7 protein-coding genes are annotated in these 7,585 nt (G+C 44.8%); all 7 read left to right on the plus strand.

Features of this window, described 5'->3' with window-relative positions:
- Position 1 precedes the first annotated feature (1 nt).
- Complete coding sequence (locus AB1A65_RS06755; RefSeq protein WP_366587016.1) at positions 2-1,501, plus strand: mandelate racemase/muconate lactonizing enzyme family protein; 1,500 nt, start codon at positions 2-4, stop codon at positions 1,499-1,501.
- A gap of 117 nt (positions 1,502-1,618) precedes the next feature.
- Complete coding sequence (locus AB1A65_RS06760; protein WP_366587019.1) at positions 1,619-2,572, plus strand: RraA family protein; 954 nt, start codon at positions 1,619-1,621, stop codon at positions 2,570-2,572.
- Positions 2,569-3,024: a nuclear transport factor 2 family protein gene (locus AB1A65_RS06765; protein WP_366587022.1), complete on the plus strand. Its 456-nt coding sequence runs from the start codon at positions 2,569-2,571 to the stop codon at positions 3,022-3,024. The genes AB1A65_RS06760 and AB1A65_RS06765 overlap by 4 nt, the downstream gene beginning before the upstream one ends.
- 68 nt (positions 3,025-3,092) lie before the next feature.
- Complete coding sequence (locus tag AB1A65_RS06770; protein WP_366587024.1) at positions 3,093-4,028, plus strand: RraA family protein; 936 nt, start codon at positions 3,093-3,095, stop codon at positions 4,026-4,028.
- 15 nt (positions 4,029-4,043) lie between these two features.
- Positions 4,044-5,324 carry a mandelate racemase/muconate lactonizing enzyme family protein gene (locus AB1A65_RS06775; protein ID WP_366587026.1) on the plus strand — a complete coding sequence of 427 codons (1,281 nt, stop codon included), beginning with the start codon at positions 4,044-4,046 and terminating at the stop codon, positions 5,322-5,324.
- A gap of 19 nt (positions 5,325-5,343) precedes the next feature.
- Positions 5,344-6,453, plus strand: coding sequence for a bile acid:sodium symporter family protein (locus tag AB1A65_RS06780; protein ID WP_366587028.1), 1,110 nt, complete (start codon positions 5,344-5,346; stop codon positions 6,451-6,453).
- A 124-nt stretch (positions 6,454-6,577) separates the two neighbouring features.
- Positions 6,578-7,585 (plus strand): sugar kinase (locus AB1A65_RS06785; protein WP_366587030.1); only part of this gene is annotated, 1,008 nt, incomplete at its 3' end.

Genomic DNA, 7,585 nt, shown 5'->3' on the forward strand with positions numbered 1-7,585 from the left:
CATGAAATCAGTATTAAAACAAATTATTGCTAAGACCAAGCAAGAAGAAAAAGCGTATAGCCTGTCTCGACAGGCGGAAATAGATAACCCCAAAACAACCGACGATAGACGGAATTTCCTTAAGAAAACTGCTTTGGGGGGAATTGCCATGACCGGTATGATGGGATTGGGTATTGAGGATACCATTGCCCAGACAACCTCCAAGGTAAGTAGGATGTCAGCTCCGTCCGACTTGAAGATCACGGATATGCGATACGCCCTTACCAATGTTATGGGAGGTACGGCCATCATTAAGATTGAAACCAATCAAGGAATATATGGTCTTGGAGAAGTAAGGGATGCCGCCGATGTGCGGTATGCCCTCTTCTTAAAAAGCCGAATTTTAGGAAAGAACCCTTGTAACGTTGAAAAGATATTCAAGAGCATTAAGCAGTTCGGGGGACCAGCCCGTCAAGCCGGTGGTGTCTGTGCTGTTGAAATGGCCCTTTGGGATATCTGTGGTAAGGCCTATAATGTTCCTGCATGGCAGTTATTGGGTGGAAGGTATCGAGATAAAGTGCGTTTGTATGCCGATACGCCCCAAGCCCAAAGTGCTGAGGAACAGAAAAAGTTGATTGACTTTAGAATGAATACCCAAGGGTATACTTGGTTGAAAATGGATGTGGCCATTTCTTCACTTCCGCCAGATTCTGGAACCTTGGTGAATGATAAATTCTGGAGAGATAAAAATGGACGATTATCGCAATGGGGCGATGGTAGAAATTACATGTCCTATGGAAACACCATGCACCCTTTCACCCAAATTCAAATCACAGAAAAAGGTTTGGAAATGTTGGCGCAACGGGTTGCTGATGTTCGGGAAATGGTAGGTTGGGAAGTGCCAATTTCCACCGACCACTACGGACACTTCGATTTGAACAATGGTATACGTTTAGGAAAAGCATTGGATAAGTACAGATTGGCTTGGTTGGAAGATATGGTGCCATGGCAGTACACAGAGCAATGGAGAACTATTTCAGAAGCTCTTGAAACGCCTACCACCACAGGTGAAGATATCCATTTCTTGGAAAACTTTAAGCCAATAATCCATAACAGATCGGTTGATATTGTACACCCAGATTTGGCTTCATCTGGTGGTCTTTTGGAAACCAAACGAATTGGCGATTATGCTGAGGAATTTGGAATTGGAATGGCCATGCACCAAGCTGGAACACCTGTTTCCTTCATGTCAAACGTACACTGTGCGGCCGCTACCCAGAACTTCTTGTCATTGGAACATCACTCTGTTGATTTGCCTTGGTGGGAAGATTTGGTGACAACCGTTGGAGGATTTAAAATGATCGATAAAGGATTCGCTACTGTTCCTTTGACAGCCCCAGGTCTGGGCATTGAGTTGAACGAGGATGTAGTTAAGGAACACTTGGATCCAAGAGATAAGAGCTTCTTCAAGTCTACGGACGAGTGGAACGAACTTAGATCACACGATAGGACTTATAGTTAGTATTAGTAGCTCAAAAGTTACTTAAGTTGTTTAGTTTTTTTTAAAAGTCGGCCTGGGATTATGCTTTGGAGGTCTTGGGCCGACATTAAAATTTTGTAAACCAATCTAAAATTAGATATGAAATACATTCAAGTAAAAATGATGGTGTTGTTGCTTTGCTTTATGGCCACCGTCAATGGCAATGCGCAACGGGTCGCTTCATCACCGGATTATATTAAGGCCCTGACCAGTGAGTGGGAAGGCGAACGTTTCAATGATGGAAGGCCAAAAGTATCGGATGCCCTACTTTCCAGATTAAAGAAGATACGAATAGAAGAAGCATGGGGCTATTTGCGCCAAAAAGGCTATAACAACCAATACGAGGGAGGTTGGAAGATCATCCACCCCGAGGGTGTTATGACCGGTAGAGTTGTAACGGCACAGTATGTTCCTCTTCGCCCCGATTTAAAAGAATATGTAAAACTACAAGGTGCCAAGGAAAAACGGGATACCATTGGTGGCAGTAACTCATGGCCCATTGAAATTTTGGTAAATGGTGATGTATATGTAGCTGACGGCTATGGAAGAATCATAGACGGAACCCTAATTGGTTCCAACCTTGGTAATGCCATTTACGCCAATTCCAAGAATGGTGTAGTTTTCGATGGAGGTGTTCGCGATCTTGGCGGACTACTGGAAATAGAGGGATTCAATGGTTGGTACAGGGATGAAGACCCTTCTTATCTTCAAGAACAAATGTTGACCACAATCAATGCGCCTATCCGCATTGGCCGTGCCACTGTGATGCCCGGTGATGTGGTTTTGGCCAACAGACATGGAACCATTTTTATCCCATCACATTTATTGAGCGAGTTGGTAATCTCTTCAGAAGTAGTGGCTTTACGCGATGAATTCGGATTCCAAAGACTTCGTGAAAAAACATATACCGCAGGACAGATTGATACCCGTTGGACGGATGAAATCAAAGCAGATTTCTTGGATTGGCTAAAAAAATACCCAGAAGCCAAACTGCCCATGACCCGAAAAGAACTGAACGATTACATCGCTAACAGTAGATATTACCAACCATGATAAACGTCAAGTTTTTTAGAAACATCCTTGCAGTATTGGTGATTGGCCTCGTTGTTTCATGCACTTCGCAAGGCGAGGGTGAGACGTTGAACCAACAAGAGGTTCTGCAAGCTTTGGGGGAGCTTGACCAAGCACTTATTGACAGGGATTCAAAAACCTTGTCTTCCATAACCGCACCCAATCTATCCTATGGCCATTCTAGCGGAAACATTCAAGACAAACAAGAATTTATAGATGATGTAATGAACGGTCCTTTTCGTTTTGTTTCCATAACCAACGAAGATCAGAGTGTTGCCATATCAGGTAACACAGGTATTGTTCGGCATATACTTTCTGCAGATGCCACAAATGCAGGTAATCCGGCAAAGGTTAGGATTGGAATCATTATGGTATTTCAAAAAAAAGAAAACAATGAGGTCGTTTTGTTGGCCAGACAAGCCTATAAACTCTGATAAAGACAAGAACTAAATAAGATTTTTTAAGGATAATAAACTGGATATAAACTAACTAAATTCAAACCATGTTAAAAAGAGGAGTATTTGTAACACTGTTTCTCTTTGGGCTGGTGGGACAGGTTTTAGCCCAACAGATTTCCAAAGAAGAACTGATTTTCTTGACCCCCGAGTGGAAAGGTGAACGATTTGAGGACGGTAGACCCAAAGTTTCGGATGCCATCTTGGAACGGATGAAATCCGTGAGTATTGAAGAGGCTTGGGCCGTGATGAAAAATGCAGGGTACAGGTATCAAATTGCAGAAGACTGGAAGCTCATCAACCCAGATAGCGTATTGGTAGGTCGTGCCCTAACCGCTACATTCATGCCTGGAAGGCCAGCCGTATGGAAAGCCATTGATGATAGAGGGAAAGCCCAAGGAAAAAGAGGTCAGAATACATGGCCTGTAGATCTTTTGGTGAAAGGAGATGTGTATGTGGCAAATCAGTTCGGAGCAGATATAGATGGTCCAACTATCGGAGATAATGTTGGGAACGCCATTTATGCCAATTCCGGAAACGGAATTGTATATGATGGAGCCTTAAGAGATGTTGAAGGGCTTATGGAAATAGGAGGATTCACATCCTTTTACACCAGTTATGATGCCTCACATCATAATCCTCCTGGCGATTTGAATACCATGATCATAGGCATCAACCAACCCACATTGATTAGAAAGGTGACCGTAATGCCGGGTGATGTGGTTCTCGGCAAATTGGGCGTAGTGGTTTTTATACCTCCTCATTTAGCTGAAAAAGTGGTCACTACGTCTGAAATTGTTCGCTTACGTGATATGTTCGGGCACCAGCGTATCCGTGAAGGGAAATATACAGCGGGTCAGATTGATACCCGATGGGCAGACGACATCGAAAAAGATTTTAGCAAATGGCTCAACGATCATATCGATGAACTTCCCGTTCCCAAAGAACAAATTCAAGAAATATTAAAAAATAGAACCTGGTAATAAAAACTATATAAAGTGAAAAATTCGAGAAGATCATTTATTACAAAATCAGCATTGGCGACAGCCGGTTTGGGTATGGTATCAAGCACTTATGGTAACGAATATGTGCAGGCAATGGAGAAAAACCCAAAACTTTCTGCACCATCAGACTTAAAAATAACCGATGTAAAGTGCGGTTTCATTCGTCGCGGTAGTGGCTTGTTCGTAAAAATACATACCAACCAAGGAATTTATGGATGCGGAGAAGGTGTGGATGCTGTACCAGGAACCTATCATTTGGTGAAGCGAATGGGCTATTTTTTAAGAGACCAAAGCCCGTTTAATGTGCATAAAATTTTTGAAGATATACGTAGAGCCGGCCATTTCGGTGGTGGACAATCTGGAACCTATGTTGCGGTACTTTCAGCTATTGAAACGGCTTTATGGGATTTGGCGGGCAAAGCCCTCGATTTACCGGTCTATAAACTCTTGGGAGGGAAATTCCGTGATAAAGTCCGTGTGTACTGTGACACGGCCCTGTACCGAGTTCGCTTTCCTTCTCCAGAAGATTTTGCCAATGCGGCTACTGAAGCCATAAAGAACTGGGGGTTTAACGCCTTAAAATTCGATTTGGATTATGCCAGCGACCCTGACAAATATGATCGATATAACTGGACTGCAAGTCCTGGTGAAATATCTAGGATGTATAACCAGCTTGCGGCGGTAAGGGAAGCTGTTGGGCCTAAAATAGACCTATGTGTCGACATGCACGGACGTTACGACCATGTAACCGCCCAAACAATTGCCAAAAAAGTGGAAGACCTTAACCTAACTTGGTTGGAGGAACCCATACCCGCTGAGAATTTTGATGCTTTCAAGACTTTATGCGAAGAAACAAGCACTCCCATTTCGGCGGGCGAGAACGTTTATCTTGGTCATGGTTTCAAACAATTGTTGGATAATGGAGTTGATATTGTCATGCCCGATTTGCAAAAATGTGGTGGGCTTGGTGAAGGTCAGCGTATAGCCAACCTGGCCAACTTGTATTATGTGCCGTTTTCTCCACACATGGTGGCTTCCTTTTTAGGCGCAATGGCATGTGCCCACGTTTGTGCTAGCGTACCAAACTTCCATTTAATGGAATGGCAATCCTATTTCCACACCGATCCAATGTTTAAGGAAATTGTAACCTATGACGAAGCCGATTGGGTAAAAGACAGTTTTGTGACGGTATCGGAGAAACCCGGTATTGGGGTGGACATTAATGAAGAAGCCATGAAGAAATATGCTCCAGAAGGAATACCTTTCTTTGAATAAAAATTGAAAAACCAGATTTGTGAAGTCGATATATAAATATATTCTTGGGGCGGCAGCGATATTGGCCGTAGCTACTGCCTATTTTTATTTTACTGGCCAGTTTTCCACTTTTGGAATTTTACTAACCTTCTTTTTCCTTGCATTGTCATTTGGGTTTAGGGGACACCATGTTACAAAAGGCTTTTCATTCGCCCTGCTTATTTTTGCAGGAGTAACCATGGCAATGACCTATCCCAAAATGTTTACTAGTTTGGGCGGTTTTGAGTTGAACGCCCTTATTGTGCCCCTGTTACAGATTATTATGTTCGGTATGGGGACTACAATGAGTCTCAAGGATTTCGGCGAGGTGGTAAAAAGCCCGAGAGCGGTATTCATAGGGCTGGTTTGCCAGTTCACCATAATGCCCTTGGTAGGTGCAACCTTGGTGTTCTTGTTTAAGTTTCCGCCCGAAATAGCAGCTGGTGTTATACTGATTGGGTCATCGCCAAGTGGGTTGGCTTCAAATGTCATGGCTTATATCGGAAAAGCCAATTTGGCCCTTTCTGTTACTTTGACCACAGTAGCTACGCTATTGGCACCCTTTGTAACACCAATACTAATGAAGACCTTTGGCGGTCAATTAATCCCCATCGATTTATGGGGAATGATGTGGAGTATTATCAAAATCACTATTTTGCCTATTGCAGGCGGACTAATTTTTAACAAACTTTTTCACGGAAAAACGGCGTGGCTTGATAAAGCCATGCCATTGGTTTCCATGGGAGGAATTGCCTTGATTATCACCATTATTACGGCAGCAGGTCGTGACAACCTGTTGACCATGGGAGCTGTGCTCATATTGGTGGGACTTATCCATAACTTGTGTGGTTACTTTTTTGGGTATTGGGGTTGCAGGATTTTCAAGCTCGATGAGCGCTCTTGCAGAACCATTGCTTTTGAGGTGGGCATGCAGAATGCCGGGCTCGCTTCGGGTCTTGCCAATGAAATGGGTAAAGTGGCCACAGTAGGATTGGCACCAGCTGTGTTTGGTCCTATGATGAATATCACGGGATCTATTTTGGCGTCGCACTGGCACAAAAATAGCCCTAAAGATGAGAAGGCATCGAACATGGAAACAGCACAAGAATAAAAAATAGTTGTTTGAGTTAGTTTAGTTATCCAGTGAAGAACGTACTGCATTTGAAGTACGTTCTTCTTTTTTACCAACAACGATTAAATATTGATATTTTTATAATCATTAAACAATATAGAAAATGAATAAAGTAGTGACCTTCGGAGAGATCATGCTACGCTTGGCCCCTCCGGGATTTTTAAGGTTCTCGCAGGCGAACAGTTTTGATGTGGTGTACGGTGGTGGGGAGTCCAATGTGGCGGTCTCCCTGGCCAATTATGGGGTCCCGGTGGACTTTGTGACCCGTCTGCCGAAGAACGATATCGGGGAATGTGCCCTGATGGAGATGCGCAAGCGGGGCGTGGGCACGGACCGGATAGTGTTTGGGGGCGACCGTCTGGGCATCTATTTTCTGGAGACCGGTGCGGTGAGCCGTGGGAGCAAGGTTGTCTACGACAGGGCCCATTCGGCCATGGCGGAGATCGCCCCGGGAATGATCGATTGGAAGAAGGTCTTTGAGGGGGCGCAGTGGTTCCATTGGACGGGGATCACACCTGCCATCTCACAGGGAGCCGCGGATGCGTGCATAGAGGCCGTTAAGGTGGCCCGAAAGATGGGCGTTACCATATCAACGGACCTGAACTACAGGGCCAAGCTCTGGAAGTACTGCGATGATGCCAAACGGGAGGAGATCATGTCCGAGCTCACCTCATATTGCGATATTGTTTTAGGGAACGAGGAGGACGCGGAGAAGCATTTTGGTATAAAGCCTGAGGGGCTCGATATCACTACACAAGGGGAACATGTGAAGGCCGAGGCCTTCCTGTCGGTCTGCAAACAGATGATGGAGAGGTTCCCCAATGCCAAGAAGGTGATCACCACGCTGCGCGGTTCACTTTCGGCCTCGCACAACACATGGGCGGGCGTGCTCTATGATGGAAAGGAACTCTATAAATCAAGAGAATACCAGATTACCCACATTGTGGACCGTGTGGGCGGTGGCGACTCCTTCATGGGCGGGCTGATCTATGGACTGATCAAGTACCCGGGGGACGACCAGAACGCACTGGACTTTGCGGTGGCGGCCTCCTGTCTGAAGCACACCATAAAGGGCGATGCCAATCTGGTGAGCGTGGACGAAGTGGAAAAA

The sequence above is a fragment of the Allomuricauda sp. ANG21 genome (genome assembly GCF_040705235.1).
Lineage (GTDB): Bacteria > Bacteroidota > Bacteroidia > Flavobacteriales > Flavobacteriaceae > Flagellimonas > Flagellimonas marina.